Source organism: Amycolatopsis magusensis (assembly GCF_017875555.1).
Lineage (GTDB): Bacteria > Actinomycetota > Actinomycetes > Mycobacteriales > Pseudonocardiaceae > Amycolatopsis > Amycolatopsis magusensis.
Map to the genome: position 1 here is coordinate 8,754,874 of NZ_JAGGMS010000001.1, position 24,421 is coordinate 8,779,294.

General features: G+C 70.6%; 29 protein-coding genes. 12 read left to right on the top strand and 17 right to left on the bottom strand.

What is annotated here, in order from left to right:
- Positions 1–25 precede the first annotated feature (25 nt).
- From rplS to JOM49_RS39430, 14 genes are all read right to left on the bottom strand, one after another.
- The gene (rplS, locus tag JOM49_RS39365) at positions 26–379 is read right to left on the bottom strand and encodes a 50S ribosomal protein L19 (protein ID WP_209669498.1); all 354 of its coding nucleotides are present in this window, start codon (positions 377–379) and stop codon (positions 26–28) included.
- Between the two features lie 160 nt (positions 380–539).
- The gene (trmD, locus tag JOM49_RS39370) at positions 540–1,295 is read right to left on the bottom strand and encodes a tRNA (guanosine(37)-N1)-methyltransferase TrmD (RefSeq protein WP_209669499.1); all 756 of its coding nucleotides are present in this window, start codon (positions 1,293–1,295) and stop codon (positions 540–542) included.
- Positions 1,295–1,810 (bottom strand): ribosome maturation factor RimM, encoded by a 516-nt coding sequence (gene rimM, locus JOM49_RS39375; RefSeq protein WP_209669501.1) that lies wholly within the window; start codon positions 1,808–1,810, stop codon positions 1,295–1,297. The genes trmD and rimM overlap by 1 nt, the downstream gene beginning before the upstream one ends.
- Before the next feature lie 10 nt (positions 1,811–1,820).
- On the bottom strand, positions 1,821–2,060 hold the full coding sequence (locus tag JOM49_RS39380; protein WP_113693495.1) for an RNA-binding protein: 240 nt from the start codon (positions 2,058–2,060) through the stop codon (positions 1,821–1,823).
- Positions 2,057–2,500, bottom strand: a complete 444-nt coding sequence (gene rpsP / locus JOM49_RS39385) for a 30S ribosomal protein S16 (RefSeq protein ID WP_209669503.1) — start codon at positions 2,498–2,500, stop codon at positions 2,057–2,059. Before rpsP ends, JOM49_RS39380 begins: the two co-directional genes overlap by 4 nt.
- 166 nt (positions 2,501–2,666) lie before the next feature.
- Positions 2,667–3,434, bottom strand: a complete 768-nt coding sequence (locus JOM49_RS39390; RefSeq protein WP_209672180.1) for a CPBP family intramembrane glutamic endopeptidase — start codon at positions 3,432–3,434, stop codon at positions 2,667–2,669.
- Between the two features lie 59 nt (positions 3,435–3,493).
- On the bottom strand, positions 3,494–4,234 hold the full coding sequence (locus tag JOM49_RS39395) for a CPBP family intramembrane glutamic endopeptidase (RefSeq protein WP_209669505.1): 741 nt from the start codon (positions 4,232–4,234) through the stop codon (positions 3,494–3,496).
- A gap of 76 nt (positions 4,235–4,310) precedes the next feature.
- Positions 4,311–5,375 (bottom strand): amidohydrolase family protein, encoded by a 1,065-nt coding sequence (locus JOM49_RS39400; RefSeq protein ID WP_209669506.1) that lies wholly within the window; start codon positions 5,373–5,375, stop codon positions 4,311–4,313.
- Positions 5,376–6,932 carry a signal recognition particle protein gene (gene ffh, locus JOM49_RS39405; protein ID WP_209669508.1) on the bottom strand — a complete coding sequence of 519 codons (1,557 nt, stop codon included), beginning with the start codon at positions 6,930–6,932 and terminating at the stop codon, positions 5,376–5,378.
- A 281-nt stretch (positions 6,933–7,213) separates the two neighbouring features.
- Positions 7,214–8,101 (bottom strand): non-homologous end joining protein Ku, encoded by an 888-nt coding sequence (ku, locus tag JOM49_RS39410; protein ID WP_209669510.1) that lies wholly within the window; start codon positions 8,099–8,101, stop codon positions 7,214–7,216.
- 38 nt (positions 8,102–8,139) lie between these two features.
- A complete protein-coding gene (locus JOM49_RS39415) occupies positions 8,140–8,472 on the bottom strand; it encodes a hypothetical protein (RefSeq protein WP_209669512.1) in 333 nt (110 codons plus the stop codon).
- Positions 8,473–8,568: 96 nt separating this feature from the next.
- Positions 8,569–10,884, bottom strand: a complete 2,316-nt coding sequence (locus JOM49_RS39420; RefSeq protein ID WP_209672182.1) for a [protein-PII] uridylyltransferase — start codon at positions 10,882–10,884, stop codon at positions 8,569–8,571.
- Positions 10,885–10,886: 2 nt separating this feature from the next.
- Entirely contained in the window at positions 10,887–11,225 is a 339-nt protein-coding gene (locus tag JOM49_RS39425; protein WP_209669514.1) for a P-II family nitrogen regulator, read from the bottom strand.
- The gene (locus JOM49_RS39430) at positions 11,222–12,553 is read right to left on the bottom strand and encodes an ammonium transporter (RefSeq protein WP_209669516.1); all 1,332 of its coding nucleotides are present in this window, start codon (positions 12,551–12,553) and stop codon (positions 11,222–11,224) included. Before JOM49_RS39430 ends, JOM49_RS39425 begins: the two co-directional genes overlap by 4 nt.
- Positions 12,554–12,697: 144 nt before the next feature.
- Between JOM49_RS39430 and JOM49_RS39435 the strand changes: the two genes are divergently transcribed.
- From JOM49_RS39435 to JOM49_RS39445, 3 genes are read left to right on the top strand one after another with little or no spacing between them, the layout of a single operon-like run.
- Positions 12,698–13,339: an Rv1352/Rv1906c domain-containing protein gene (locus JOM49_RS39435; protein ID WP_209669518.1), complete on the top strand. Its 642-nt coding sequence runs from the start codon at positions 12,698–12,700 to the stop codon at positions 13,337–13,339.
- A gap of 55 nt (positions 13,340–13,394) precedes the next feature.
- A complete protein-coding gene (locus tag JOM49_RS39440; protein ID WP_209669520.1) occupies positions 13,395–14,219 on the top strand; it encodes a putative RNA methyltransferase in 825 nt (274 codons plus the stop codon).
- Complete coding sequence (locus JOM49_RS39445) at positions 14,216–14,827, top strand: (2Fe-2S)-binding protein (protein ID WP_209669521.1); 612 nt, start codon at positions 14,216–14,218, stop codon at positions 14,825–14,827. Before JOM49_RS39440 ends, JOM49_RS39445 begins: the two co-directional genes overlap by 4 nt.
- 3 nt (positions 14,828–14,830) lie before the next feature.
- Here JOM49_RS39445 and JOM49_RS39450 read toward each other — a convergent pair whose 3' ends face one another.
- Complete coding sequence (locus tag JOM49_RS39450) at positions 14,831–15,691, bottom strand: aldo/keto reductase (protein WP_308159026.1); 861 nt, start codon at positions 15,689–15,691, stop codon at positions 14,831–14,833.
- An 84-nt stretch (positions 15,692–15,775) separates the two neighbouring features.
- Here JOM49_RS39450 and JOM49_RS39455 point away from each other — a divergent pair, with 84 nt between their 5' ends.
- Both JOM49_RS39455 and JOM49_RS39460 read left to right on the top strand, forming a co-directional pair.
- Positions 15,776–17,065 carry an O-acetylhomoserine aminocarboxypropyltransferase/cysteine synthase family protein gene (locus JOM49_RS39455; RefSeq protein ID WP_209669525.1) on the top strand — a complete coding sequence of 430 codons (1,290 nt, stop codon included), beginning with the start codon at positions 15,776–15,778 and terminating at the stop codon, positions 17,063–17,065.
- Complete coding sequence (locus JOM49_RS39460; RefSeq protein ID WP_209669527.1) at positions 17,062–17,538, top strand: CoA-binding protein; 477 nt, start codon at positions 17,062–17,064, stop codon at positions 17,536–17,538. The genes JOM49_RS39455 and JOM49_RS39460 overlap by 4 nt, the downstream gene beginning before the upstream one ends.
- Here the strand turns inward: JOM49_RS39460 and alc are convergent.
- Both alc and allB read right to left on the bottom strand, forming a co-directional pair.
- Complete coding sequence (gene alc, locus JOM49_RS39465; protein ID WP_209672184.1) at positions 17,535–18,533, bottom strand: allantoicase; 999 nt, start codon at positions 18,531–18,533, stop codon at positions 17,535–17,537. The two genes, JOM49_RS39460 and alc, sit on opposite strands and share 4 nt — an antisense overlap.
- 12 nt (positions 18,534–18,545) lie before the next feature.
- Positions 18,546–19,868, bottom strand: coding sequence for an allantoinase AllB (gene allB / locus JOM49_RS39470; RefSeq protein ID WP_209669529.1), 1,323 nt, complete (start codon positions 19,866–19,868; stop codon positions 18,546–18,548).
- A gap of 98 nt (positions 19,869–19,966) precedes the next feature.
- On the opposite strand from allB, the gene JOM49_RS39475 reads away from it, so the two are divergent.
- From JOM49_RS39475 to JOM49_RS39505, 7 genes are all read left to right on the top strand, one after another.
- Complete coding sequence (locus JOM49_RS39475; RefSeq protein WP_209669530.1) at positions 19,967–20,212, top strand: hypothetical protein; 246 nt, start codon at positions 19,967–19,969, stop codon at positions 20,210–20,212.
- The gene (locus tag JOM49_RS39480) at positions 20,213–20,599 is read left to right on the top strand and encodes a helix-turn-helix domain-containing protein (RefSeq protein WP_209669532.1); all 387 of its coding nucleotides are present in this window, start codon (positions 20,213–20,215) and stop codon (positions 20,597–20,599) included.
- A gap of 61 nt (positions 20,600–20,660) precedes the next feature.
- A complete protein-coding gene (gene uraD / locus JOM49_RS39485) occupies positions 20,661–21,152 on the top strand; it encodes a 2-oxo-4-hydroxy-4-carboxy-5-ureidoimidazoline decarboxylase (protein WP_209669534.1) in 492 nt (163 codons plus the stop codon).
- Positions 21,149–21,463: a hydroxyisourate hydrolase gene (gene uraH / locus JOM49_RS39490; protein ID WP_209669536.1), complete on the top strand. Its 315-nt coding sequence runs from the start codon at positions 21,149–21,151 to the stop codon at positions 21,461–21,463. The genes uraD and uraH overlap by 4 nt, the downstream gene beginning before the upstream one ends.
- 2 nt (positions 21,464–21,465) lie before the next feature.
- Entirely contained in the window at positions 21,466–22,338 is an 873-nt protein-coding gene (gene pucL, locus JOM49_RS39495) for a factor-independent urate hydroxylase (protein ID WP_209669538.1), read from the top strand.
- A complete protein-coding gene (locus tag JOM49_RS39500; RefSeq protein WP_209669540.1) occupies positions 22,335–23,645 on the top strand; it encodes a nucleobase:cation symporter-2 family protein in 1,311 nt (436 codons plus the stop codon). Before pucL ends, JOM49_RS39500 begins: the two co-directional genes overlap by 4 nt.
- A 15-nt stretch (positions 23,646–23,660) precedes the next feature.
- Positions 23,661–24,233: a TetR/AcrR family transcriptional regulator gene (locus JOM49_RS39505; RefSeq protein ID WP_443626710.1), complete on the top strand. Its 573-nt coding sequence runs from the start codon at positions 23,661–23,663 to the stop codon at positions 24,231–24,233.
- Positions 24,234–24,421: the final 188 nt, after the last annotated feature.

Sequence of the window (24,421 nt, forward strand, 5' to 3'; positions counted from 1 at the left end):
CAGGCTACGGGAATCCGCTACCGGATCAGGAAGCCGGCTCGCGGCGCTCCTTGATCTTCGCGGCCTTGCCGCGCAGCTCACGGAGGTAGTACAGCTTGGCGCGGCGGACGTCGCCGCGCTTGTGCACCTCGATCTGCGCGATGTTCGGGCTGTGCACCGGGAAGGTGCGCTCCACGCCGACGCCGAACGACACCTTGCGGACGGTGAACGTCTCGCGGATGCCGCCGTTCTGACGGCGGATGACCACGCCCTGGAAGACCTGAAGGCGCTCGCGGTTGCCCTCGATCACTCGGACGTGCACCTTCAGCGTGTCGCCCGGGCGGAAGTCCGGGATGTCGGAACGCAGCGACTGCGCGTCCAGGGCGTCCAGGGTGTTCATCGGTGGTCCGTCCTCGTCTGTGATGTAACGTCTTCGTCTTGCCATACGTCCGGGCGCACGCCGGTCACAGCGGCCGGCCCAGGGGGTTGGCAGGCGCGCGAACCCAGGGGGTTCCTCTCGCGCCAACCGGTCAAGTATTGCAGACCCGCCGGGCGGCGGATCACTGGCCCCGTGCCGACTCCTCGGCGAGCCGTGCGAGCAGGGCCCGGTCGTGCTTGTCGAGACTCCCGTCGGGCAACGCGGAGATCAACTCCGGGCGGCGCTCGACGGTCCGTTCGAGCGCCTGGTCGCGCCGCCAGCGGTCGATCAGCGCGTGGTTGCCCGAGCGCAGCACCTCCGGCACGGCCAGCTCGCGCCAGACCTCCGGCCGGGTGTAGCTCGGCCCTTCGAGCAGGCCGTCGGAGAACGAGTCCTCCTCGGCCGAGCGCGCGTTGCCCAGTACCCCCGGCAGGAGCCGGACCACGGCCTCGACCATGACCAGCACCGCCGCCTCGCCGCCGACCAGCACGTAGTCGCCGATGGACACCTCGTCCACCGGCATGCGGCGGGCCGCGTCGGTGATCACGCGCTGGTCGATGCCCTCGTAGCGGCCGCAGGCGAAGACCAGGTGCTTCTCCGCGGCGTATTCGTGGGCGAGTTGCTGGGTGAACGGGCGACCGGCGGGTGTCGGCACCACCAGCCGGGTGTGCTCCCCGCAGACCTGGTCGAGCGCGTCGCCCCAGATCTGCGGCTTCATCACCATGCCGGGACCGCCGCCGTACGGCGCGTCGTCGACCGCGCGGTGCACGTCGTGGGTCCAGTCGCGCAGGTCGTGCACGCCGATCTCGATCAGCCCGCGATCGATCGCGCGCCCGAGCAGCGCGGCCCGCAGGGGGTCGAGGTACTCGGGGAAGATGGTGACCACGTCGAGGCGCATCACTCGATGTCCAGCAGGCCTTCCGGCGGGTCGAGCACGACCCGGCCGCCGGCCACGTCCACCACGGGCACGATGGCCCGCACGAACGGCACCAGCACGGTCTTCCCGTCGCGGTCGAGCGAAAGCAGCTCACCGCCGGGGGAATGCACCACCTCGAGCACGGTGCCGACCGCGGTGCCGTCGGTCAGTTCGGCCCGCAGGCCCTCGAGCTGGTGGTCGTAGAACTCGTCGGGATCCGCGGTGGGCGGCAGGTCCCCGGTGTCCCCGAGCAGCAGCGCGCCCCGGAGTTCCTCGGCCGCGGTGCGGTCGGGGACCTGGTCGAAACGCACGAGCAGCCGCCCGCTGTGCGAGCGGGCGGCTGCCACGGTGAGTTCGCGGGGGTGACCGCCGCGCGGGCGGGCGAGCACCACGGCGCCGACGGCGAACCGCTGCTCCGGGGAGTCGGTCCGCACGTCGACGGCCAGTTCGCCGGTAATGCCGTGTGCCTTGGCCACCCGGCCGACGACAACCTCCATCAGCGCGGGATCAGTGGTCGGTGTCGACCACGTCGACCCGCACACCTCGGCCGCCGATTCCGCCCATGACGGTGCGGAGGGCGGTGGCGGTCCGCCCGCCCCGGCCGATCACCTTGCCCAGATCGTCGGGGTGGACGTGCACCTCGAGGGTGCGGCCGCGGCGCGTGGTGATCAGTTCGACCCGGACCTCGTCCGGGTTGTCCACGATCCCGCGCACGAGGTGCTCAAGGGAGTCCGCGAGAAAGCTCACGCCTCGGTCTTCTCCTCGGCCTTGGCTTCGGCCTTGTCGGCGTCGGCCTTCTTGCCGCCCTTCTTCTTGGGCGTGGTGGCCTCGGCCGAGGGCTCCTCGCCCGCGGCCGCGAGGGCGGCGTTGAACAGGTCCTGCTTGGACGGCTTCGGCTCGGCCACCTTCAGGGTGCCCTCGGCGCCCGGCAGGCCCTTGAACTTCTGCCAGTCACCGGTGATCTCGAGCAGGCGCTGGACCGGCTCGGTCGGCTGCGCGCCGACGGAGAGCCAGTGCTGGGCGCGGTCGGAGTTCACCTCGATGAAGCTGGGCTCTTCCTTCGGGTGGTACTTGCCGATCGTCTCGATGGCCTTGCCATCCCGGCGGGTGCGCGCGTCGGCGACGATGATGCGGTAGTACGGCGCACGGATCTTGCCGAGGCGCTGAAGCTTGATCTTGACGGCCACGGGTGTGGGTACTCCTCAGTTTCTCTCTGGTGCAAGGTCGGCCGCGCGATCCGAGTGGGGACGAATGCGACGCCCGGAGGTCAGGTGTGTTCGGCCCCGGCGCGGTGAGAGGGTCCGGCCGGGGCAAGCAATCGAACATTCTGCCAGACGCCTCGCGCGGGCCCGTCTACAGGGTGGCGATGCCGAGCGTGGTGAGCAGGATGGCGACCGCGGGCAGGAAGTTGTTCATCTGGTGGGCCACGATGCTGCCGAGGAGCCTGCCGGTGAACAGCCGCGCGAGCCCGATCGGGATCGAGATGACCAGCAGCAGCGTGGTCCGCAGCGGTTCCAGGTGGCTGACCGCGAACACCGCGGTGGACAGCAGGAAGGCGGCCACCCTGCCCCACTTCTCGTTGCCCCAGTTCAGCCGCTCCACCGCGCCCCAGAGCAGGCCGCGGTAGATGATCTCCTCGCAGATCGGCCCGAGCAGCCACAGGTAGAGGAACATGATCACCGCGGCGGTCACCGACATCGGCTGGTCCTCGACCAGCGCGCTGATCGCCGAGGAGGCGTTCTGCTCGCCGACGATCTGGGTCCAAACGAAGGCGCCGACCGTGGTGAAGACCAGCCCGACCACACCGAGGCGCAGGCCGGTCTTGACATCGGCCCAGTTCCAGGAGAGCCGCAGGTCGGCCAGCGGGCCGTTGCCACGCAACCGGGTGATCAGCACCGCGGCGGAGGCGGCGACCACGGTGGGGGTGATGGTGCCGACCAGCACGTGCCCGACCGGCAGTGGCTGCCCGGCGGGCACCGGGCCGAGCGCGGCGAGCACCAGCGCGGCCGAAGTGAGCAAGATCGCTTCGACCAGCAGGAAGGCACCGAGGCCCCAGCGGTGGTCCGGCAACCCGGCCACCGCCGGCACCGACTCGGGGCCCTGGATGGATTCCCCCTCCATCGCGCTCAAGCCGTCCTCCGGGTTCTTCGCATTTCGGGCAGATACAGAGAATACGGGGGTTACGGCGCGCCGAGCAGGAGCAAGGCGGGTGGCAGGTTGTTCGCGGCGTGTGCCACCACGCTTGAGCCGGTCCGCTCGCTGAGCAGGCGGGCCGCGCCGATCGCGAGGCCCTGTACGAACAACGCCAGTGTGCGGCTCGGTTCTCCGTGCAACTGGGCGAACACCGCGGCGGTGAGCGCGAGCACCGCCCACTGCGGCACGCGGTGGGCGGCCAGTCCGGTCCACAGCGCGCCGCGGATGAGCACCTCTTCGCTCAACGGTGCGACGAGGACCACGATCAACGCGGCGAGCGCGAGCCACACCGGGTGGTCGCCGACGCCCTGCGCGAGCCCCGCCAGTGGGTTGCCGGACTCGAGGTCGGTGCCGAAGACCGGGAGCAGCAACAGGTTCGTCAGATATCCGGCGAGCAGCGCGAACCCACCGCATGCCAGGCCGATCTTGATGTCGCGCAGGTTCGGCAGCACGCCCAGTTCGCGGAAGGAGCCCCAGCGCCTCGCGGCCAGCACCGGCGCCAGGCCGAGCATCAGGTTCGGCACGAACGCGAGCAGCAGGAGCGGGCCGAGGTCGGGCATCTCCTCGGCGTCGTCGAACCCGGTGAACCGGCCGGAGAGCACGGCGGTGAGCACCAGGTTCGTCAGGTGGTAGGCGCCGAATCCGGCGATGAACGCGAGCAGGCCCCAGTGGGCGCCGCGCACCAGGCCGTCACCGACGGCCGGAGGGTTTTCGTCCGCCTGAGCCACCGCACCTCCGCCGCCGGAATGACCTTCGCGCGCTCACGCTAAGGGGCCGGTGGCTACCGGCTGAACCCGGCCCGTCTCAGGAAGTGACCGTACCGCGCAGGATGATGTGCGACGGATGGCGAAGGGCGTCCAGTTCCTCACGCGGGTCCGCGGTCAGCACCAGCAGATCGGCCGGTGCGCCGTCGGCGATGGACTGGTGGCCGAGCCAGTCGCGGGCCGCCCAGGCGCCGGCGCCGAGCGCCTCGGTGCGTGTCATGCCCGCCCGGTGGAGCAGTTCGATCTCGTCGACGATCCGGCCGTGGTCGATCATGCCGCCCGCGTCGCTGCCCGCGTAGACGGCCACACCGGCGTCCAGCGCGGCCTGTACGAGCCCGTCGACGCGCCGGTGGAGGTCCCGCATGTGCGCGGCGTAGATCGGGTACTTGGCGGCGGCGTCGGCGATGCCGGGGAAGTTCTCGGTGATGTTCACCAGGGTCGGCACGAGCGCGATGCCGCGTCGGGCCATGTCCGCGAGTTGCTCCGCGGACAGTTCGGTCCCGTGTTCCAGGCAGTCGACGCCCGCGGCCAGCAGGCCGGGCAGGGCGGCGGCGCCGAAGACGTGCGCGGTGACCTTGGCGCCCGCGTCGTGCGCGACCTTGACCGCCTCGGCGAGCACGTCGTCGGGCCACAACGGCGCCAGATCGCCGACGGACCGGTCGATCCAGTCGCCGACGAGTTTGACCCAGCCGTCACCGGCGGCCGCCTGTTCGGCCACCGCGTCGGGCAGCTGGTCCGGGCTGTCCAGGTCGATGCCGAGCCCCGGCACGTACCGCTTGGGCAGCGAGAGGTGCCTGCCGCAGCGGATGATCCGCGGCAGGTCCTCGCGCTGCTGCAACGACGAGATGTCGAACGGCACACCGCAGTCGCGGATGAGCAGGGTTCCGGCCTTGCGGTCGGTCAGCGCCTGCGCGGCCGCCTCTTCGAGGTTCTCCGCGCCGATACCCGGATGGCAGTGCGCATCGACCAGCCCCGGCACCAGGAACACGTCCTCGGCCAGCGTCTCGGCCCCGTCGACCGGGTCGTAGCTGATCCGGTCGACGTCGATCCACAGGTCGCGGTGCTCGCCGGAAGGCAGCACCACGCCGCTGAGGCGGTACGCCATCTACTTGCCCTTGGGCAGCTTGAACTTCGAGGGGTCGAACCCGGGCGGCAGGTCGTTCAGGCTGCCGCCGAGCTGGGAGAGGTCGGGCATGCCACCGGCGGGACCGGCACCCGGGAAGCCGCCGGGGGGCAGCGCGGGCAGGCCACCGGGGAAGCCGCCCTTGATCTTGGGCTGCGTGGGGCCGCGCCCCTTGCCCTTCTTCCCCTTCTTGCCCTTGCGGTTGTTCTTCCGGTTGTTGCCCGCCCCGCCGAAGCCGAACCGGCCCGCCATCTGCTGCATCATCTTCTTGGCGTCGTAGAACCGGTTGACCAGGTCGTTGACCTCGCGCACGGCCACGCCGGAGCCCTTGGCGATGCGCTGGCGGCGCGAGGCGTTGATGATCTTCGGGTCGGCCCGCTCGGCCGGGGTCATGCCGCGGATGATCGCCTGCAGCCGGTCCAGCGACTTGTCGTCGACCTGCGCGAGCTGGTCCTTCATCTGCCCGGCGCCGGGCAGCATGCCCAGCAGGTTGCCGATCGGGCCCATCTTGCGCACCGCGAGCATCTGCTCGAGGAAGTCCTCCAGGGTCAGCTCGCCGCTGCCCAGCTTCTGCGCGGCCTGCTCCGCCTTGTCCTGGTCGAAGGCCTGCTCGGCCTGCTCGATCAGGGTGAGCATGTCGCCCATGCCGAGGATCCGGCTGGCCATGCGGTCCGGGTGGAAGAGGTCGAAGTCCTCGAGCTTCTCGCCGTTCGACGCGAACAGGATCGGCTGGCCGGTGACCTCGCGAACACTCAGCGCGGCACCACCGCGGGCGTCGCCGTCGAGCTTGGTGAGCACCACGCCGGTGAAGCCGACGCCGTCGCGGAAGGCTTCGGCGGTGGTCACCGCGTCCTGGCCGATCATCGCGTCGACCACGAAGAGGGTCTCGTCCGGCTGGACCGCGTCGCGGATGTCCGCGGCCTGGCGCATCAGTTCCTCGTCGACACCGAGGCGGCCCGCGGTGTCGACGATGACGATGTCGTGCTGGGAGCGCCTGGCCTCGTCGATCCCGCGGCGGGCCACGTCGACCGGGTCGCCGACGCCGTTGCCCGGCTCCGGCGCGAAGGTCGGCACCCCGGCGCGCTCACCGACCACCTGCAGCTGGTTGACCGCGTTCGGGCGCTGGAGGTCGCAGGCCACCAGCAGCGGCGCGTGGCCCTGCTTCTTCAGCCACAGCGCCAGCTTGCCCGCGAGCGTGGTCTTACCGGCACCCTGCAGACCGGCGAGCATCAGCACGGTCGGCGGGTTCTTCGCCAGGTTCAGCCGCCGGGTCTCGCCGCCGAGGATGGCGACCAGTTCCTCGTTGACGATCTTGATGACCTGCTGGGCGGGGTTCAGCGCCTCGGAGACCTCGGCGCCCTTGGCGCGCTCCTTGACCTTGGCGATGAACGCGCGCACCACCGGCAGCGCGACGTCGGCCTCCAGCAGCGCGATGCGGATCTCGCGCGCGGTGGCGTCGATGTCGGCGTCGGAGAGCTTCCCCTTGCCACGCAGGTTCTGCAGGACCGAAGTGAGGCGATCGGAGAGGGTGTCGAACACGGGTGTGCGCTCCAGCAGTCGTCGTCAGGGTGCAGGCCTGCGGGCGGAACACCGCACCTGCATCCTCCGAGGGTAGTCGACGATGGAGCCCGGCCGGTCCGCTCCTCCTCCGGGCCGGCCGGGCCACGCGTCGCGCGAACGGTCCGGGCCTTCGTCCGACCCCCAGTACCGGGCGAATCCCCGGCCGTCGCGCTGACTGGAAGCTTGCCGGTCCGGCGCAGGTCACGGCAGGGGGAAGACCCCCATTAGAAGCAGGTAGATCTACTCAAAAGCCGAATCGGTCACTCGGTGACGGGCTCGGTCTTCCGCCCAGCGGCTCGTTTCGCGGTCCGGGCGGCCTCGGCTGCCTTTTCCGCCGCGTTCCGGGCCCGCTCGATCGGGCTTCCGCCCTCGTGCACCTCGGCGCCGGACTGCAACGCGGCCAGCAGCGCGGTGACCCCGGCGTTCTGCACGGCCGCGGCCGGTCGCTCGACCTCACCGCCGTCGGCCTTGGCGGTGATCAGGTCGTTCAGCGCGGACTGGTAGTGGTCCACGTAGTCGTCCGGCTCGAAGTCACCGGCCAGCCGGTCGATCAGCCGGGCCGCCAGCCGGACCTCGGACACGTGCACGTCGATGTCCTCGTGCTGGAACGGGAAGTCCGGCTCGCGCACCTCGTCCGGCCAGAGCATCGTCTCCAGCAGCAGGAGCTGGTCGCGCACGCGGATCACGGCCAGCGTCTCGCGCTGGCGCAGGGCGACCTTGACCACCATCACCCGGCCCGCCTGCTGCATGGCCTCGCTGAGCAGCACGTAGGCCTTGGTACCGGCGACCTCCGGCTCGAGGTAGTAGGTCCTGGCGAAGTAGACCGGGTCGACCTGCTCCATCGGCACGAACGAGAGCACGTCGATCGAATGCGCGGTGGCCAGCGGCAACGAGGCCAGGTCCTCCTCGGAGAGCACCACCACGTCCCCGCCGGCCAGCGGGAAGCCCTTGCCGATCTCGCCGGGCGGTACCTCGGCGCCGTCGGCCTCGCAGAAGCGCCGGTGCTGGATGCGGCCGCCGTCGGTCAGGTGCACCTGGGTCAGGCCGGAGGCGCGGTCGGCGGAGGCGCGGTCGGTGGTGGCGCTGTACGCCTTCACTCCGATGGCGTACGCGCCGAATCCGATGGTGCCTTTCCATACCGCGCGCATGTGTTCGAGCGTAATCCGGCGAAAGCGGCCCTCACCAGCTACAAACGGGTGTCCTCGTCGGCTGTTTGCAGCAGCGCGCCGAGCACCGGCTCACTCTCCGCGATCGCGTCGGCGGAATACCCGGCCGCGCTGGCGGCGGCTTCGAGCACCTCGGTGAGCGCGCCGTCGACCTGGCTGCCCCGCACCACACCGGCCAGCCGCGCCAGTGCGAGCGAGAGCTGGCGCTGCCCGGCGGCGAGGTGTTCGAGCACGTCGGCGAGTTCACCGGCGGTGCCGACCTCGGCGGTGCCCGCCAGTTCGGCGGCGCAGGCCTCCAGGTGCGCGGCCACGATCGAGCCGGGGAGCACCGGCCCGCTCATCCTGTCACCCATGTCACCGCCTACTCGCCACGATCCGCCAGGCACACCGACGGCGACATACTGCCACCGTCACCCGCCGCGATTCGCGCGACACCCCGAACGGGCAGGTCAGCTGGCTGCCGCGAGCACCGCCTGCTCGATCCGGTCCCGCCATTCGCGGTCGAGCCTGCCGTGCCGCGGGGCGATGGCGAACGAGTCGACCACGGCCGCGCCGAGCGTGGCGACCTTGGCCCAGCGCACCTCCGCCTCGCACCGCCGCAGCGCGCCCGCGACGTGGTAGAGCAGCCCGATCCGGTCGGTGGCCCGCAGTTCGAGCACCACCGTGGTGGAACCGCTGGTCTCGTCGTCGAACCAGAGCACCTTCGGCCCGCTGGTCTCGACCGCGGCACTGGCGTAGTCGCGCTCCTTCGCGGCGAGTTTCTGCGTCAGCGGCAGCGCTCCGCCCAGCGCACGGGCGAACTGCTCCCGCAGCAGCGTCACATCGGGCAGCGAGCCGAACTTCGGCGACGCGGTGAACACGCCGACCCGGCCGCCGTTGTGCCCGTGCAGCATCGCCGTGTGCACCTCCAGCGAGTGCAGCGCGAGCACGCCCGCGGCCGGCGCGAGCAGTTCCGACTGGGTGGGCGCGGCGAGCACGACGGTGGCCACGTTTCCCTCGGACGAGATGTCCACCTGCGGCTGACCGGAGACCGTGGCCCGCTCGGCCAGCTCGCGTCGCGCGGTGTCCAGCGGCTGCGGTGAGCCGAGGACCTTGCCCTGCAGTGCTTCCCGGCAGCGTCCGGCGAGTTCGGCGATCAGGCCGGACTTCCACTCGGTCCACACGCCGGGGCCGGTGGCCAGCGAATCGGCCTTGGCCAGCGCCTGCAGCAGGTCCACCAGCAGCGGGTCGTGGTCCAGCGTCTTCACCACGCGCTGCACGGTGGCCGGCTCGCTGATGTCGCGGCGGGTGGCGGTGTCCGGCAGCAGCAGGTGGTGGCGCACCATGGCGCTCACCACCGCTGTGTCCACATCGGACAATCCGAGCCGGGTGGCCACCTGTTTGGCGATCTTGGCACCCAGCTCGGAGTGGTCGGCCGTGCGACCCTTGCCGATGTCGTGGAGCAACGCGCCCAGGAGCAGCAGATCGGGCCGCGACACCGTGGTGGTCAGCTTCGCCGCTTCGACGCAGGCCTGCACCAGGTGCCGGTCGACCGTCCAGGAGTGCACGGGTTCGCGTGGCGGGAGGTCCCGCACGGCACCCCACTCCGGGAACAACCGCGCCCACAACCCGGTTCGGTCCAGCGCTTCAACGGCGTCCAGCAGGCCTTCGCCCGCCCCGAGCAGTTCGGTCAGCGCGTCCCTGGCACCAGCGGGCCACGGGGCGCGCAGTTCCGGGGCGGAGTCGGCGAGGGTGCGCAACGTGCCCTGCGCGATCGGTCGCCCGGTGCGCGCGGAAGCCGCCGCCACCCGCAACAGCAAGGCCGGATCCCGGGCCGGAACGGCGTCCCTGGCCAGTGAAACCTCGTTGCCGTGCAACACCACACCGTCATCCAGCGGCGTGCGAGCCGGGCGCCTGCCGAACCGCGTCTTCGGCGCGACCTCGACCGAGCGCAACACGGTGTCGACCGCGTAGCTGACCGCACGGCCGGCACCGGAAAGCTTGCGCGCCAACGTGAACCGATCACCGAAGCCGAGTTCCGCGGCCACGGTCTCCGCGTCGGGCGGGCTCAGCACATCCCGGTCCCGGCGGAGTTCACGCCGCAACTCCGTGCGGACGTCGAGCAGGAGTTCCTTGGCCGCCAGCAATTCTTCGCCCGGCCGATCGGCGAGCTGCGCCGCGGCGAAGGCGTCGAGCAGGCCGAAGTCACGCAACCCACCGCGCCCGTGCTTGAGATCGGGGGCCGCCGACTGGGCGATCTCCCCGCTGCGCTTCCAGCGCTGCCGCGCCGAAGCGGCCAGCTCGTCCAGTCGCTTGCGGGCGGTCCGCCGCCAGGCCTCGCGCGCGGCGGAAGCCAGCCGGTCGGCCAGTTCGCGGTCGCCCGCCAGGTACCGGGCGTCCAGGAGGCCGACCGCGGTGCGGAGGTCCTCCGCCGCCACCTTCAACGCCTCCCCCGGCGTGCGCACGGAATGGTCGAGCCCGATCCGCGCGTCCCACAGCGGGTACCAGATCGCGTCGGCGATGTCGCCGACCCCGGTGTTCCCGTTGTGCACCAGCACCAGATCCAGATCCGAGAACGGCACCAGCTCCCGGCGGCCGAGCCCGCCGACGGCGACCAGCGCGACACCCGGTTCCGCGGTGTCCACGCCGGCCGCCGTGGCGGCCCGGCTCAGCCAGAACTCGTAGAGATCCACCAAAGCCGCTCGGAGGGCCGCCGCGCCCAACCGCCCGTGGCGGCCCTCCAGCAGCTTCTTCGCTGCTTCAACCAGCTCCCCGGCTTCCACGATCCCTACAGCGCGTCCGTCCCGCGCTCGCCGGTCCGTACCCGGACCACCGTCTCGATCGAGGTCACCCAGACCTTGCCGTCACCGATCTTGCCGGTGTGCGCGGCGTCGACGATCGCTTCGATCACCTTCTCCACGTTGGCGTCGTCGGTGGCCACCTCGACCCGGATCTTGGCGACGAAGTCGACCGCGTACTCGGCCCCGCGGTAGACCTCGGTGTGGCCCTTCTGCCTGCCGTACCCCTGGACCTCGCTCACCGTCATGCCGAGGACACCGAGCTGTTCCAGTGCCGAACGGATGTCGTCGAGCGTGAAGGGCTTGACGATCGCGGTGATGAGTTTCATGCCTTGCTCCCCTCGAGCTTCTTGGCCGTCCCGGACACCCCGGAACCCGTGGTCGCGGCGCGCCCGCCCCGGCCGCCGCCGAACTCGTAGGCCGTCTCGGCGTGTTCCGCCTCGTCGATGCCGACGACCTCTTCGTCCTTCGGGAGCCGGAAGCCGAGGGTGAACTTGATGAGCAGGCCGATGATCGCGGTGACCACGAACGAGTAGCCGAGCACCGAGAACGCGCCGATCGCCTGCGTGCCGAGCAGTTCGAGACCGCCGCCGTAGAACAGGCCGTCCTTGCTGCCCTCGTTCACGCCGACCGTGCCGAAGAAGCCGATCAGCAGGGTGCCGACCAGGCCGCCGACCAGGTGCACGCCGACCACGTCGAGCGAGTCGTCGAAGCCGAAGCGGTACTTGAGGCTGACCGCCAGCGCGCAGAGGATGCCGGCGATGGCGCCGATGGCCAGCGCGCCCCAGGTGTCGACGAAGGCACACGCCGGGGTGATCGCGACCAGCCCGGCCACCACGCCGGAAGCGGCGCCGAGGCTGGTGGCGTGCCCGTCGCGGATGCGCTCGATGAGCAGCCAGCCGAGCAACGCGGCCGAGGTCGCGGTGAGGGTGTTGATGAACGCGACACCGGCGATGTTGTTCGCCGCCAGCGCCGAACCGGCGTTGAAACCGAACCAGCCGAACCACAGCAGGCCCGCGCCGAGCATGACGAACGGCAGGTTGTGCGGCTTCATCGGCTCCTTGGGCCAGCCGACCCGCTTGCCGATCACCAGCACCAGCGCCAGCGCCGCGGCACCGGCGTTGATGTGCACCGCGGTACCGCCGGCGAAGTCCAGCGCGCCGAGGTCGTTGGCGATCCAGCCACCGGACTTGGTGGTCTCGCCGGTCACGTCGTCGGTGGCGTCGAAGGCGAACACCCAGTGCGCCACCGGGAAGTAGACGATGGTCGCCCACAGGCCGGCGAACAGCAGCCAGGTGCCGAAGCGCACCCGGTCGGCCACCGCGCCGGAGATCAGCGCCACGGTGAGGATGGCGAACATCGCCTGGAAGGCGGCGAAACCCGTGTTGGACAGGGTTTCCGCGCCCATCAGGCCACTGAGGCCGAGCGCCTCGAACGGGTCACCGAGCAGACCGGCGCCGACGTCGTCCCCGAAGGTGGCCGAATAACCGAAGACCACCCACAGCACACCCACCACGCCCAGTGAGCCGAAGCTCATCATGAGCATGTTCAGCACGCTCTTGGATCGGACCATCCCCCCGTAGAAGAACGCCAGCCCTGGGACCATGAGCAGCACCAGGGCGGCGCTGGTGAGCAACCAGGCCGTATTCCCTTCCACGCTTCCTCCTCGAGAAGATCGCCGATTCGCAATTGCGGCAAATCATGGGAAAGCCGTGTTGCACGGGATGACCAGGGACGTTTCGGCTCTGTGAACCCGGGTGCGCCCTTTGTTACGGGTACGTTTCCCACTACTCGGCCGTTGGTGTCCGTTCCCGAAACGGAACCGTTATGGTCGGCGCCCGGCGCAGGTCAGGCCGGGTGCCGGCGGGCTGAGCCGAACGACGTAACGGCGTTCAGCCACATCGCGACTTCATGGCACCGCCACGATGCCCTGGAGCCCATCATGCGAACCACCACACTCCTTGCCGCCGCCCTCGCCTTGGTCGCGATGACGCTGGGTGGCTGCAGCGATTCGGGCGGCACCCGAGCAGCCTCACCCTGCGCGAACACTTCGCTCGAACCACCCTGCATGGGTCCTGGCAACGTGTGGATCGGGGACGGGTCGGCTCGAACCACGCCACCGCCGACCCCGAATGCCCAGCAGCGTGCCGCTCAAGGGATCGCCACCCAGCCGCCCGCCACCACGACCACCCCGCCGGTCACCAAGCCCAGCAAACCGCTGACCATCGCGCTCGACGGCATCCACGAAGCCGGGGTCGACATCGAGGCGGGGAAGTACAAGGGCCAGTGCCTGCCGGGCGGCTACTACGCACGGCTGAAGCCCGAAGGCGGCTCGGACGACATCATCGACAACAACCGACTGGAAAACGGCGGTCCCGTCACCGTCATCATCAAGAAGGGTGAGTTGTTCGAGGTGAAGCGGTGCGTGTTCAGTCGCGCGTGATGGCCGGTGGCCACCGGCACGGCGCGCGGGGGGTGACTCGTGATCGAATGGGGGCATGCACTTGCCCGAGCCGGTCGTCCGCGCGTTGCGGTGTTCGGTGTGCGGCGAACCCCTCGCCGAACACGGGCGCGCGTTGCGCTGCGAGCGCGGGCATTCCTTCGATCTGGCGAAGCAGGGGTACGTGAACCTGTTGCACGCCAAGATCCCCGCCGGGACGGCGGACACCGCCGAGATGGTGGCGGCGCGGGTCGAGTTCCTGACTGCCGGGCACTACCGGCCGCTCGCGGAGGCGGTCGCCGCTCAGGTCGCGCGCCTCTGCCCCGAACCCGGGCTGGTCGTCGACGCGGGCGCGGGCACCGGCTACTACCTCGCGCAGGCGTTGCCCGAGAACTCGTACGGGCTCGCGCTGGACGTCTCCGCGATCGCACTGCGGCGGGCCGCCAAGGCGCATCCGGCGATCGGGGCCGCGGTGTGGAACCTGTGGGAGCCGTGGCCGGTCGCCGACGGCGCCGCGTCGGTGGTGCTCAACGTTTTCGCGCCGCGCAACGCTTCGGAGTTCCGCCGGGTGCTGCGGCCGGGTGGCGCGCTGGTCGTGGTCTCCCCCAATCCGGGGCACCTCGCGGAGCTGGGCTCGGCGGTGCTGGGCATCGGTGAGGACAAGGAACAGCGCTTGGACAGCTCACTCGCCGCGCACTTCGCCCTCGACCACCGCGAGGAGATCAGCTACCGGCTGCGGCTCGAACCGGCGGCGGTGCGGCAGGTCGTCGGCATGGGACCGGCGGCACACCACCTGCACCGGGACGGCCGGGCGGAACGGCTGGCCGAGATCACCGAACCGGTGGACGTCACGGTGTCCTTCACCTTGTCGGTGTTTCGATGAAAGCGACCGTGCTCGCCGATCCCGCCTGGCTGCGCGAGGACCTGAAGACCGCCGAGCGGATGTACGGCCGGTCAGCCGGACCGCGCGTGCTGGGCACGGTCCGCTGGTACTCGGCGTCCTCGGTGATCGTGGCGCCCTCGACCGAGTCCCTGTTCACCGGCAAGATCGCCGACCCGTCGCTCGACGCGCTGACGCTCACCATGCAGCCCGACGGGCGCTACATCGAAGCGCGCTCGGACCGCGTGCTCGACGGCGGCCTGCCCGAGCTGGGCCAGGCGATGCACGCCATGCTCTCGGCCGTCATCCCGCCGATGAGCGAGGTGTGCGGCGCCACCGAGAACGCGCTGTGGGCGATCGCCACCGACTCGATCGCCAACCGGCTGCTCTGGTCCGGCGACGCGGCCAGAGCCGTCGAACTGGCCGGGCAGCTCGCCGGCGCCATCGGGCCGGACCTGCCGAGACCGCGGTTCACCCAGGTCGGCCGGACCACCATCGTGAAGCGGGCGTCCTGCTGCCTGATCTACGAGATCCCGCGCGCGGAGAAATGCGCGAGCTGCCCGCGCCAAACCCCGGAGGAACGCGCGAAGCGCCTCCGGGGTTTCGGTTGAGCCTTAAGAGCCGAGCGCGGAAAGCGCCTCGAACTCGGCGTCGGTCAGGTCGATCTGGGCGGCGGCGACGTTCTCCTCCAGGTGCGCCACCGAGCGGGTGCCCGGGATCGGCAGCACCACCGGCGACCGCCGCAGCAGCCACGCCAGCGCCAGCTGGGCCGGCGTCGAGCCGTGGTCCTTCGCGGCCTGCTCCAGCACGCTGCCCGGCTTGGCCAGCTCACCGGTGGCGATCGGGAACCACGGGATGAAGCCGATGCCGTGCTCGGTGGCGTAGTCGAGGACGTCCTCGCTGCTCCGGTCGGTCAGGTTGTAGAGGTTCTGCACGGTGGCGATCTCGGCGGTCTGCGAGGCCTCCGCCAGCTGCGCCACCCCGACCTGGGACAGCCCGATGTGCCGGATCTTGCCCTCCTGCTGGAGCAGCTTCAGCTCCCCGACCTGGTCGGCCAGCGGCACCTCGGGGTCGACCCGGTGCAGCTGGAACAGGTCGATGCGGTCCACGCCCAGCTTGCGCAGGCTCAGTTCGAGCTGCTGGCGCAGGTAGGCGGGCCTGCCGACGGGAATCCACTGGCCCGGCCCGGTGCGGGTCAGCCCGGCCTTGGTCGCGATGACCAGGTCGTCGGGGTACGGGTGCAGCGCCTCGCGGATCAGCTCTTCGCTGACGTTGGGGCCGTAGGAGTCGGCGGTGTCGATGAAGTTCACACCCAGCTCGACCGTGCGCCGGAGCACGGCCAGCGCGCCGTCGCGGTCGGCGGGCTCGCCCCAGACACCGTCACCGGTGAGCTGCATCGCCCCGTAGCCCAGCCGGTGCACGGGCAGGTCGCCGCCGATCCGGAAGATCCCGCCCGGTGTCGCGCTGTTCGTCACGTGTATCGCTCCCTGCTTCGACATGTGGAACACCATGGCCAACCACTGGCTACCCGGTGATGTTCCCGAGTACCGTCGCAGTCGATGAACGAGCGCTCCTGGGGTTTCCGCACCCGCGCCCTGCACGCCGGCGGCACGCCCGACCGCACCACCGGCGCCCGCGCGGTGCCGATCTACCAGACCACCAGCTTCGTCTTCGAAGACACCGCCGACGCCGCTTCGCTGTTCGCGCTGCAAAAGTACGGCAACATCTACAGCCGGATCGGCAACCCCACGGTGGCCGCCTTCGAGGAACGGCTCGCCAGCCTGGAGGGCGCGATCGGCGGCGTGGCCACCAGCAGCGGGCAGGCCGCCGAATTCCTCACCTTCGCCGCGCTGGCCGAGTCGGGCGACCACATCGTCGCGGCGAGCGATCTCTACGGCGGCACGATCACCCAGCTCGACGGCACGCTGCGGCGGTTCGGGGTGGACACCACCTTCGTCAGCGGCACCGCGCTGGACGGCTACGCGGCGGCGATCACCGACCGGACCCGCCTGCTCTACGCCGAGGTCATCGGCAATCCGAGCGGCGCGATCGCGGACCTCGCCGGGCTCGCCGACCTGGCACACGCGCATGACATCCCGCTGGTCGTGGACGCCACGCTGGCCACGCCCTTCCTCTGCCGACCGATGGAGCACGGCGCGGACATCGTGCTGCACTCCGCGACGAAGTTCCTCGGCGGCCACGGCACCACGCTCGGCGGCATCGTGGTCGAATCGGGGAAGTTCAACTGGGGCAACGGGAAGTTCCCGCGGATGACCGAGGTCGTGGACAGCTACGGCGGCCTGAAGTACTGGGAGAACTTCGGGGAGTACGCCTTCTGCACCCGGCTGCGCGTCGAACAACTGCGGGACATCGGCGCGGTGCTCTCGCCGCACTCGGCTTTCCTGCTGCTGCAAGGCGTCGAGACGCTCGCCCAGCGGATGACCGAGCACGTGGCGAACGCGCGCAAGGTCGCCGAGTACCTGGAAGCCGACGATCGGGTCGCCTGGGTGAGCTACGCGGGCCTGCCGTCGCACCCGCACCACGAACGCGCGCGGAAGTACCTGCCCGAGGGTCCCGGCGCGGTGTTCTCGTTCGGCGTACGCGGTGGCCGGGCCGCCGGGGAGAAGTTCGTCGAGTCGGTGGAGCTGCTGTCGCACCTGGCAAACGTCGGGGACGCACGCACGCTGGTGATCCACCCGGCGTCGACCACGCACCAGCAACTCTCGGACGAGCAGTTGCGCGCGGGCGGGGTCGGGCCGGACCTGGTCCGCCTGTCGGTCGGCCTGGAGGACACCGACGACATCCTGTGGGACCTCGACCAGGCCCTCGACCAGGCGGTGCGCGGATGAGCTGGACCGAACCGACCGCGCGCGAACGCCGCGGCCTGCTGACCCGCACCGAGTCCGTGACGATCGTCGGCGCCTCCGCGAACCCGGCGCGGCCGAGCTTCTTCGTGGCTTCGTACCTGCTCTCGTCGAGCCGGTACCGCGTGCACTTCGTGAACCCGCGGCTCGACGAGTTGCTCGGGCAGCCGGTCTACCCGTCGCTGGCCGAGGTGCCCGACGTCGACCTGGTGAGCGTGTTCCGGAAGCACGATGACCTCCCCGGTGTGGCCGAGGAGGTCATCGAGGCCGGTGCCCGGACGCTGTGGCTGCAACTCGGGCTGTGGCACGAACCGGTCGCGGACCGGGCGGTCGAAGCGGGCCTGGACGTGGTGATGAACCGGTGCGTGAAGATCGAGCACGCCCGCTTCGCCGGTGGCCTGCACCTGGCGGGCTTCGACACCGGCGTGATCAGCTCCAAACGCGCCGACTTCGCCTAGGCGCGGTACCGCTGTTCCAGCGTGGCGCGGCCCCGGTCGGTGAGACCGCCGAACAGGCGCAGGCGGGCCATGCCGCCGTCCGGATAGACGTCCAGGCGTACGTGCGAGGTGGCCTGGGCGTCCGGTAGCGGGAACCGGTGTCGCGTGTCCGGCTGCAACCGGGTCTTCGGCAGCAACTCGAACCACTCGTGGCCGTCGACCGATCCGCTCAGCGAGGCCCAGCCGGGCGCGTTGCCCTTGAAGTGGGTCGTGTCCAGCTCGACCAACCGAGGCACGCCTTCACCCGCCAGTTCGACCGACACCCAGTCGTTGCCGTCGTCGCGACGGCGGGCGGTTTCCCAGCCCTCCCCCATCACCGCGGCGAAGCCCGGCGCGATCAGGTTGCTCGGCGACGAGTAGAACATGTTGCTGCAGCTGAGCACCCTGGCACCGTTCTCCAGCGCGGCCAGGTCCAGCGAGCCCGGGTCCAGCAGGGTCGGATCGGCCACCGGCCTGCCGTGCACCCGGAACCGCGCCACCCCGCCGTCGGGGTAGATGGTCAGCCGCGCGTGGGTGTACCGCTTGGTGAACACCGTCTCGAAGAAGTTCTCCGAGTCACCCCGCAGCGGCGACCGCGGCACGACGGTGTCCCACTCCAGGTCCGCCAGCTCGGCCGGGCTCGGGTACCCGTCGACCGCGACCGCCTCCACCGAGGCGTAGGGCGGGAAGTTGCCGGTGAAGAAGGCCGTGTCGACCACCACGCCGGTGATCGTGCCCGGCAGGCCCAGGCGCACCACGGCCTGGTCGGCCCCGTCCTCCCGGCGCCGCCGGGTCTCCCAGCCGTCGTAGACCTGCCCCTTGTGCCCGAAGCTCCACGGCTGGAACTCCGCACGCCCCGGCTTGATCAGGTTCTCCCGTTCGGCGAACAGCTCGTCGTTCGCCCACACCACGCCACCGCCGTTGCGGCGCGAGGCCAGATCCGGCTCGGATGTCCAGTCAGGACGGTCAGTCACCAGCACTCCTCTCGGTCACGACCGGGTCAGCAGCTCGCCGAACGGCTGCTCCCCGGTGATCTCCCGGCCCCGCAGCCAGGTGCCGCGCACCACGCCGGCCAGCGGCCGCCCGTGGTACGCGCTCACCGGGTTGCGGTGCCGGAGCTTCGCCACGTCGACCACGAACGCCTCGTCGGGGGCGAAGACGCAGAAGTCGGCGTCCGCGCCCACCTCGATCCGGCCCTTGCGCCGCAGGCCGGTCAGTTCGGCGGGGCGCAGGGCCATCCAGCGCACGACGTCGGCCAGCGAATGGCCGCGTGCCCGCGCCTGCGTCCACACCGCGGGCAGGCCGACCTGCAGGCTCGAAATCCCGCCCCAGGCCTCGCCGAAGTCGCCGCTGTCGAACCGCTTCAGCTCGGGGGTGCACGGCGAGTGGTCGCTGACCACGCAGTCGATCACGCCGTCGGCGAGTCCCTGCCAGAGCAGTTCGCGGTTCGCCGCCTCGCGGATCGGCGGGCAGCACTTGAACTGCGTCGCGCCGTCGACGATCTCCTCGGCGACGAAGCTCAGGTAGTGCGGGCAGGTCTCCACGGTCACCCGGACGCCGTCGCGGCGGGCCTCGGCGAGCATCGGCAGAGCGTCCGAAGAGGACAGGTGCAGGATGTGCACCCGCGCCCCGGTCCGCCGGGCCTCGTCGAGCACGTGCGCGATCGCCAGGTTCTCCGCGCCACGCGGCCGGGACCGCAGGAAGTCGGCGTAGTGCCCGCCGGTCACCTCGGGGGCGCGCTCGATCTCGTCGGAGTCCTCGGCGTGCACGATCATCATCGCGTCGATCTCGCGGACCGTGCGCAGGCCGTCCGCGAGCCCGGCGGCGTCCAGCGGCGGGAACTCGTCCACGCCGGAGTGCAGCAGGAAGCACTTGAAGCCGAACACGCCGGCTTCGTGCAGCGCGGGCAACTGGTCCAGCTTGCCGGGGATCGCGCCACCCCAGAACCCGACGTCGACGTGCACGCGACCCTCGGCCGACTTCCGCTTGACCTCCAGCGCGGCCACGTCGACCGTGGGCGGCAGGCTGTTCAGCGGCATGTCGACGATCGTGGTGACCCCGCCGGCGGCAGCCGCGGCGGTGGCCGTCGCGAAGCCCTCCCACTCGCTGCGCCCAGGATCGTTGACGTGCACGTGGCTGTCCACCAGACCGGGCAGCAAGACCACGTCCTCGCCCAGCTCGACCACCCGATCGGCGGGAAGGCCGGCGTCCAGCGGTTCGATCGCGGTGATCCGGCCGCCGGTCACCCCGATCGTCCGCGCGACCTCCCCGTCGGCGGTGATCACCCTCGGCGCTCGCAAGACCAGGTCCACTCTCGGCTCCCTTCCGCTGATGCACTTTCCGCACGAAGCGCGGGGCGGGTCAATGGAGGAACCTACAAAATCCGCGGCGCACGGGTTACCGTCGCGGCGTGGAACTGGAAGCGGAGTTCACCACGGAGCCCTTCCTCGGCGAGGGCCCGCCCCCGGAACACGCCGAGCTGGCCCGGCAGGCCGCGCTGGCCGCGGGCCTGGAAACCGACTTCGGCCCGCTCGGCACCTCGGTCCGCGGTGACGCCGAAGCCGTGCTGGCCGCCCTGCCCAAGATCGCCCGTGCCGCGCTGACCGGTGGCGCTACTCGGATGACCCTCCAACTGCGCGACACCAGGGACGGCTGAATGGCCGAGCACCCGCTGGTGACCGCGATCGCGCCCTTGCTGGAGCGCATCGACGCCACCCTGGTCGCCCCGGCCGATCAGCGCCCCGAGGACGTGCCACTGCGCTGGGAGGGTGAACTCGTCGGCGCGGTCCGGCTGCCCGGCGCCGAGCTGACCGGTGCGCTGGAGCGGCTGGTGCACGAGGTGGAAGCCGAACTCGGCGGCGAACTGCACCTGCTGGACCGGGCGGGAAAACAACGAGCCGTGCGGCTGTTGGAAGAACGTGGTGCTTTCACCATGCGGAAAGGCGTGGCCAGCATCGCCGAATCGCTCGGCGTCACCCGGTTCACCGTTTACAACTACCTGAACCGCGATCAGCCAGAGGACCGGAATTCAACAAGTTGTTGACGCCTGCGTGAAGCCCGACGTACCGTCTCCCAACCACCACGCCCCGACCCGGGAGCCGCCCGTGACTGTCGATCTGGCCGGGTTCAACGAAGCCACCACCGCCGAAGCACGCGCACTGCTGCTGGCCTGTCTCGCCGTTCCACGCTGGGCGGACGCCGTACTGGCCGCGCGCCCGTACGCCGACCGCGAATCCCTGCTGGACGCCGCGGCGAAGGCGGCTGATCCACTCACCGCGGACGAGGTCCACCTCGCCATCGCGGACCACCCCAGGATCGGTGAAAAGCCCGCTACGCAAGGGACTTCAGCCGACTGGTCGCGCTCGGAACAGTCTGGAGTGGACGATCGAGCCGCCGCCGAGTTCCGGGCCGCGAACGCCGCCTACGAGGAGCGCTTCGGCTGGGTGTACCTGGTCTGCGCGAGCGGGCGGAGCGGTGCCGAACTGCTCGCCGACCTGCGGTCCAGAATGGCCAACGACCCGGCTGAGGAGATCACCGTCGCCGGTGGTGAACTGAGCAAGATCGCCGTACTGCGCTTGGGAAAGGCCGTCGCATGAGCCTGGTGACCACCCACGTCCTCGACACCGCGACCGGCCGCCCCGCGGCCGGCATCGAGGTGGAGCTCTCCGACGGGACCACCACCGTCGCGAAAGGACGGACCGACGACGACGGCCGCATCCGCGACCTCGGCCCGGAAACCCTGCCCGCCGGGATCTACCGGCTCACCTTCGACACCGGCGCCTACTTCGGGCCGGACGCCTTCTTCCCCGAGGTGACGCTGACCTTCCGGATCAGCGATCCCGGCGCGCACCACCACGTGCCGCTGCTGCTCAGCCCGTTCGCCTACTCCACCTACCGGGGGAGCTGACCGTGGGGATCACGCTGGGCCCGAACCAGTACGGGAAAGCCGAAGTCCGGATGGTCACCGTGCAGCGTTCGGGCCCGGTGCACGAACTCCGCGACCTCACCGTGTCGACCGCGCTGCGGGGACACCTCGAACGCACCCACCTCACCGGCGACAACTCCGACGTGGTGGCGACCGACACGCAGAAGAACACCGTCTACGCCTTCGCCAAGCAGGAACCGGTCGGCGAGATCGAGGACTTCGCGCTTCGCCTGGGCAGGCATTTCACCGGCGAGTTCAGCCACATCACCGGCGCGCGTATCCGGATCGAGGAGCACGGCTGGCAGCGCATCAGCGTCGACGGCGAGCCGCACGACCATTCCTTTTCCCGCTCCGGGGACGAACGCCGCACCACCGAGGTCACCTTCGACGGCGACCGCGTCCGGGTGGTTTCCGGCCTGACCGGGCTGACCGTGCTCAAGTCCACCGGCTCGGAGTTCCACGGTTTCCCCCGCGACCAGTACACCACCCTGGCCGAAACCGACGACCGCATCCTGGCGACCGCGGTCACCGCCCGCTGGCGCCACCACGGGACCACCGGCGACTGGGCCGCGTCCTTCGGCGAGATCCGCCGCACCTTGCTCGAAACCTTCGCCACCAAGCACAGTCTTTCCCTGCAGCAGACGCTCTACGCCATGGGTGAGGCCGCGCTGCTGGCCCGCGACGAGATCGCCGAGATCCGGCTCTCGCTGCCGAACAAGCACCACTTCCCGGTCGACCTGAGCCCGTTCGGGCTGACCAACGAGAACGAGGTCTTCTTCGCCGCGGACCGCCCGTACGGGCTGATCGAGGGCACGGTGCTGCGGGACGGAGAAGTAGCCGAGGTGGACGTCCCATGACTCATCCCGTCGACACCATCCCGTCCAAAGGGCAACTGATCGCGGGCGGCGTGCAGCACGTCGCCGCCATGTACGCCGGGGTGGTCGCGCCACCGCTGATCATCGGCGCCGCCGTCGGGCTGAGTCCCGGTGAGCTGAGCCTGCTGATCAGCGCGAGCCTGTTCACCGCGGGGCTCGCCACCCTGCTGCAGACGCTGGGGCTCTGGCGGTTCGGCGCACGGTTGCCGCTGGTCAACGGCGTGACCTTCGCGACCGTGGCGCCGGTGCTGGCGATCGTGAAGCAGCACGGCGGGGAGAACGCGCTCGGCGTGGTCTACGGCGCCACGCTGATCGGCGGCGCGGTGATGGTGCTCGCGGCCCCGTTCTTCTCCCGGCTCACCCGCTTCTTCCCGCCGCTGGTCACCGGCACGGTGATCACGCTGATCGGCGTCTCGCTGCTGCCGGTCGCGGTGCGCTGGATCGCGAACCAGCAGGACGCGGCCTCGCCGTCGGGGCTGCTGCTCGCCGGGGTCACGCTGCTGGCGGTGCTGGCGTTCACCCGGTTCCTGCCGGGGTTCTTCAGCCGGATCGCGCTGCTGCTCGGACTGGTCGTGGGCACACTGCTGGCGTGGCCGCTCGGCGAGGTGAACACCGCGACGCTGCGGGAGGCGCCCGCCTTCGGCATCGCCAGCCCGTTCCACTTCGGCGTCCCCGCGTTCGACATCGCGGCGGTGGTGTCGATGGCCATCGTGATGATCGTGATCATGGTCGAGAGCACGGCGGACATGCTCGCGCTGGGCGAGATCGTGGACCGCCCGTCGACCCCGCGCACGATCGCCGACGGCTTGCGTGCGGACGGCTTCGCCACCGCCGTGAGCACGATCTTCGGCGGGTTCGCCGCCACCGCGTTCGCGCAGAACGTCGGCTTGGTGGCGCTGACCAGGATGTACAGCCGCTACGTGGTCGCCGCGGGCGGGGTGGTGCTGGTGCTGCTCGGCGTGTTCCCGATCGCGGGCGGGATCGTCGCGCTGGTACCGCAGCCGGTGCTCGGCGGGGCCGGGCTGGTGTTGTTCGGCAGCGTCGCGGTCAGCGGGATCCGGACCCTGTCGAAAGCGTCGTTCGACCGGCCGGCGCACATCGCCGTGGTGGCCGCGGCGCTGGGCATCGGCCTGATCCCGATCGCCGCGCCGGGCTTCTACGAGCACTTCCCGTCGGCCGTGCGGACCGTGCTCGACTCGGGCATCAGCGCCGGGTGCGTGGCCGCGGTGCTGCTGAACCTGGTCTTCGGCGAACGCACGCGGGAACCAGCGCTGGATAGATCGCTCTAGCGGTACCCTTAGGTTGTGGGAAACACCAAGGAACGGATCATGACCGCCGGCGCCGAGCTGTTCCGCCGCAACGGCTACACCGGCACCGGGCTGAAGCAGATCGTCGCCGAGGCGAACGCGCCGTTCGGCTCGCTCTACCACTTCTTCCCCGGTGGCAAGGAACAGCTCGGCGAGGAGGTCATCCGCACCTCGGGCATGGCCTACATCGCCCTGATCGACGAACTGATCGCCCCCGCCCCCGACGCGATCACCGGCATCGAAACCTTCTTCACCGCCGCCGCCGAAATGCTCGTGGAAACCGGCTACGCGGACGCGTGCCCCATCGCCACGGTGGCACTGGAAGTGGCCAGCACGAACGAACAACTACGCATCGCCACCTCGGACGTCTTCACCGCCTGGATCGACGCGGGCACCCGCGCCTTCGAGCACCTGGGCCTGCCCGAAGCGGATGCACGGAAGCTGACCTTCGCCGTGATCAACGCCCTCGAAGGCGCCTTCGTCCTGTGCCGCGCCATGCGGGACACCGAACCCATGGCCGCCGCCTCCGCCTCGTGCGTCGCCTACGCCACCACCCTCCTAGGCACCTAGCCCCGCGACACAAATGTGGCTTTGGGGGCCGATTCCGCCCCGAAAGCCACATTCGTGTCCCCTTCAGCGAGGGGGAGCCGCCCCGATGCCGTGAATGTGGCTTTCACGGCACATTTCGCCGTGAAAGCCACATTCACGGCACCATCACGCCACCCCCGCCAGCAAACCCGCGCCCGGCCACCAAACCC

What these genes read in the sequence shown, in the direction of transcription:
- rplS (WP_209669498.1), bottom strand. Translation starts at nt 379, where the DNA reads ATGAACACCCTGGACGCCCTGGACGCGCAGTCGCTGCGTTCCGACATC.
- trmD (WP_209669499.1), bottom strand. Translation starts at nt 1,295, where the DNA reads ATGCGCCTCGACGTGGTCACCATCTTCCCCGAGTACCTCGACCCCCTG.
- rimM (WP_209669501.1), bottom strand. Translation starts at nt 1,810, where the DNA reads ATGGAGGTTGTCGTCGGCCGGGTGGCCAAGGCACACGGCATTACCGGC.
- JOM49_RS39390 (WP_209672180.1), bottom strand. Translation starts at nt 3,434, where the DNA reads ATGGAGGGGGAATCCATCCAGGGCCCCGAGTCGGTGCCGGCGGTGGCC.
- JOM49_RS39400 (WP_209669506.1), bottom strand. Translation starts at nt 5,375, where the DNA reads ATGGCGTACCGCCTCAGCGGCGTGGTGCTGCCTTCCGGCGAGCACCGC.
- ku (WP_209669510.1), bottom strand. Translation starts at nt 8,101, where the DNA reads ATGCGCGCGGTATGGAAAGGCACCATCGGATTCGGCGCGTACGCCATC.
- JOM49_RS39415 (WP_209669512.1), bottom strand. Translation starts at nt 8,472, where the DNA reads ATGGGTGACAGGATGAGCGGGCCGGTGCTCCCCGGCTCGATCGTGGCC.
- JOM49_RS39425 (WP_209669514.1), bottom strand. Translation starts at nt 11,225, where the DNA reads ATGAAACTCATCACCGCGATCGTCAAGCCCTTCACGCTCGACGACATC.
- JOM49_RS39440 (WP_209669520.1), top strand. Translation starts at nt 13,395, where the DNA reads ATGCACTTGCCCGAGCCGGTCGTCCGCGCGTTGCGGTGTTCGGTGTGC.
- JOM49_RS39445 (WP_209669521.1), top strand. Translation starts at nt 14,216, where the DNA reads ATGAAAGCGACCGTGCTCGCCGATCCCGCCTGGCTGCGCGAGGACCTG.
- JOM49_RS39455 (WP_209669525.1), top strand. Translation starts at nt 15,776, where the DNA reads ATGAACGAGCGCTCCTGGGGTTTCCGCACCCGCGCCCTGCACGCCGGC.
- JOM49_RS39460 (WP_209669527.1), top strand. Translation starts at nt 17,062, where the DNA reads ATGAGCTGGACCGAACCGACCGCGCGCGAACGCCGCGGCCTGCTGACC.
- JOM49_RS39480 (WP_209669532.1), top strand. Translation starts at nt 20,213, where the DNA reads ATGGCCGAGCACCCGCTGGTGACCGCGATCGCGCCCTTGCTGGAGCGC.
- uraH (WP_209669536.1), top strand. Translation starts at nt 21,149, where the DNA reads ATGAGCCTGGTGACCACCCACGTCCTCGACACCGCGACCGGCCGCCCC.
- JOM49_RS39500 (WP_209669540.1), top strand. Translation starts at nt 22,335, where the DNA reads ATGACTCATCCCGTCGACACCATCCCGTCCAAAGGGCAACTGATCGCG.